4 protein-coding genes are annotated in these 2,704 nt (G+C 69.3%); 1 reads left to right on the top strand and 3 read right to left on the bottom strand.

Annotated features, from left to right (window positions below; all coding sequences use genetic code 11):
* Positions 1–617: DUF3159 domain-containing protein (locus AC2VON_RS09795; RefSeq protein ID WP_486952778.1), on the bottom strand; the 617-nt coding region annotated here is incomplete at its 3' end.
* Positions 614–985, bottom strand: a complete 372-nt coding sequence (locus AC2VON_RS09790) for an OB-fold nucleic acid binding domain-containing protein (RefSeq protein WP_486952777.1) — start codon at positions 983–985, stop codon at positions 614–616. The genes AC2VON_RS09790 and AC2VON_RS09795, both read right to left, overlap by 4 nt.
* Positions 986–1,121: 136 nt before the next feature.
* Between AC2VON_RS09790 and AC2VON_RS09785 the strand changes: the two genes are divergently transcribed.
* Positions 1,122–1,835 carry an alpha/beta hydrolase gene (locus AC2VON_RS09785; protein ID WP_486952776.1) on the top strand — a complete coding sequence of 238 codons (714 nt, stop codon included), beginning with the start codon at positions 1,122–1,124 and terminating at the stop codon, positions 1,833–1,835.
* Here the strand turns inward: AC2VON_RS09785 and AC2VON_RS09780 are convergent.
* Positions 1,832–2,593 carry a DUF3710 domain-containing protein gene (locus tag AC2VON_RS09780; protein WP_486952775.1) on the bottom strand — a complete coding sequence of 254 codons (762 nt, stop codon included), beginning with the start codon at positions 2,591–2,593 and terminating at the stop codon, positions 1,832–1,834. The two genes, AC2VON_RS09785 and AC2VON_RS09780, sit on opposite strands and share 4 nt — an antisense overlap.
* Positions 2,594–2,704 lie beyond the last annotated feature (111 nt).

The raw sequence follows: 2,704 nt of genomic DNA, 5'->3' as shown, positions 1-2,704 counted from the left end.
AGGCGCCGGACGACCTTGACCGCGAAGTAGGTCACCAGCGCTGCCAGGGCGGTCAGCGGCCAACCCATCGCGATGCGGGCCACCGCCAGCCAGCCGGTTTCATCGGCATCGTAGAGCAGCCGCTGCACCACGAATCGGGATGCGAACACCAGCATCCACGTCAAGGTGGCAACGTCGAAGACATACACCGCCCGCCGTACGTCGCGCCAGCCACGATCCCGGCCACTGATCCAAGCCCACAGGTAGCCGACTACCGGGCGGCGGATCAGCACCGACACCGCGAAGAACGCCGCCCACAGCAGCGACATCCAGATACCCAGCAGGAAATACCCCTTGGAATCCCCCATCAGATACGCGATCAGCACGCAGACGCCGACCCCGAAGAACCCGGATACCGCCGGCTGGGTGGATTCCCGACGGATCAACCGCCACCCCAGGATCAGCGCGGCCACTCCGACCGCAGCGATGGTGGCAGACAGCAGGCCGAACGCGCTGGACGCCGACACGAACACCACCACCGGCAGTGACGAGTAGACGAGCCCGCGCACGCCGCCCAGCTGCGCCAGCACGCGGTGGGTCCCGGTGGTCTCCGCTGTCCGAGTGATCGTGTCGCTCACTGCTGAATTTCGTAGTGCGGGTTGTACATCGCCTTGGTGCCGTTCTCCAGCTTGCCCAGCCGACCGCGTACCCGCAGCGTGCGGCCGGAGTCGATGCCGGGTATCCGGCGCTGCCCCAGCCAGACCAGGGTGACCGCGTCGGTGCCGTCGAACAATTCGGCGCGGACGCCACCAGCGCACCCCTTGGCGTTGGCCTCGACACTGCGCAGTGTTCCCACCATCGTGACTTCCTGGCCGCGCTGGCAATCGATCGCGCGCTGCGCACCGGTGTTGACCGCCTCGTGGGACAACTGCTCGACATCGCGTAATTCAGGGTGCTCCGTCAACCGTCGAGTCAATCTCCGTAGATAACCTTCGGTCGTCGCCATGGTATCTCCTGAAGGTCCAGCCGACGGGAACCACTCCCATGCGTGCCTAAGACACCGTAGACCTCTTGCTCAGCTGATTCCACGCGGCCCGCGGAACGCCGTCCGAGTTGTTGTCGACACCGGGCACGATCGTGGGGTGACTGTCAATCTACGCGGGGCGACAGCCGTCCTGCTGCCGGGAACCGGATCCGACGACGAGTACATACGCCGGGCGTTTTCCGGCGCGCTGCAGCAGGTCGGCGTCGCGTTGACAGCGCCCCGGCCGCAGCCGGCACACCTGGTCGACAGTTACCTGGCGGCGTTGGACGCCGCGACCACGGCAACGCAGGGACCGATCCTGGTCGGCGGGGTGTCGATCGGTGCGGCGGTGGCCATCGCGTGGGCGTTGGCCCGCCCCGACCGAGTGGTCGCCGTACTGGCGGCGCTGCCGGCCTGGTCGGGCTCACCCGACGCGGCACCGGCGGCGCTGGCGGCCCGGCACACCGCACGGCAGCTGCGCCGCGACGGGCTGGCGGCGACGGTGGCCCAGCTGCGCACCTCCAGCCCGGCGTGGCTGGCCGACGAGCTGACTCGCTCGTGGACCGGCCAGTGGCCGCAGCTGCCCGACGCACTGAAGGAAGCGGCGTCCTACGTCGCGCCCGATCGCACCGACCTGCAGCGGCTTCGCGTGCCGCTGGGGGTCGCCGCCGCGACCGACGATGCGGTTCATCCGCTGCACGTAGCCGCCGAGTGGGTGGCCGCGGCGCCGCGGGCGGCACTGCGCACAGTCACGCTGGATCAGATTGGCGCCGAACCGGGCGTGCTGGGCACGGCCTGTCTGGCCGCGCTGGCCGATGCGCGGTTGCTTTAACCGCCGGTGATGGTGCGCAGCTGCTGCATCGCGGACCCGTCGGCGCTGCGCCGCGCCACGGGCTGTGGCAGGGCTTGGCCCCCGCCCCCGGCTTGCTGCGCCGCCTGTTGCGCGGCGGCAGCCCGCAACTGCTCGGCCATCGGCTCGGGTAACTGAACCGGCAGCGGCGTGCGCACCGGTAGCGGTGTGTCACCGCGGCGAACCACCGTGTCCGCCAACGCGGCCCGCGCTTCCGCGATCAGCGCGTCCATCGTGTCGTGGGCACCGTTCACCACGCAGCGAACCATCCAGCGGTAACCGTCAACGCCGATGAACCGGACCGCGCCCGCGGCGACGCCAACTACCTCCCGACCCCACGGACCATCGAGGATGGTGACGTTGGCAGAATCCTTGCGCAGTGCGTCGGCGAGCTCACCGGCCACCTCGCGCCACAGGCCTGCCGTCTTGGGCGCAGCGTAAGCGGCGATGGTGAACCGGCCGTTGGGCGTCACCACCCACACCGCGCTCGGCACGCCAGTCTCGGTCAGCTCCACCTGGACCTGGCTGCCCTCCGGCATCGGGACCAGCACGGAGCCGAGATCCAGCCGGGCCAGTGCGGCCACCGCGGGGTCGTCGAAGTCTTCGATGTCGAACGGGCCGTCCAGTTCCTCGGCCGGTTCCGACTCTCCGCGATCCGGTTCCGCGCCCTCGAGGTCCGGTGCGGGTTGACCGGTTACCGATTCGTCGTCTGTTCTGCTTTTGCGTCTACTGAATGCCATGGCAAGCGCTGCTCCTCCTCATCGCTTCGCTCTGCATCGTCGCCGGCGGCGTCTCAACGCCGCTCCTCCTCATCGCTTCGCTCTGCATCGTCGCCGGCGGCGTCTCAACGC

Source organism: Mycobacterium sp. TH-M82, assembly GCF_057473605.1.
This window is presented reverse-complemented; position numbering and strand designations above follow the sequence as displayed.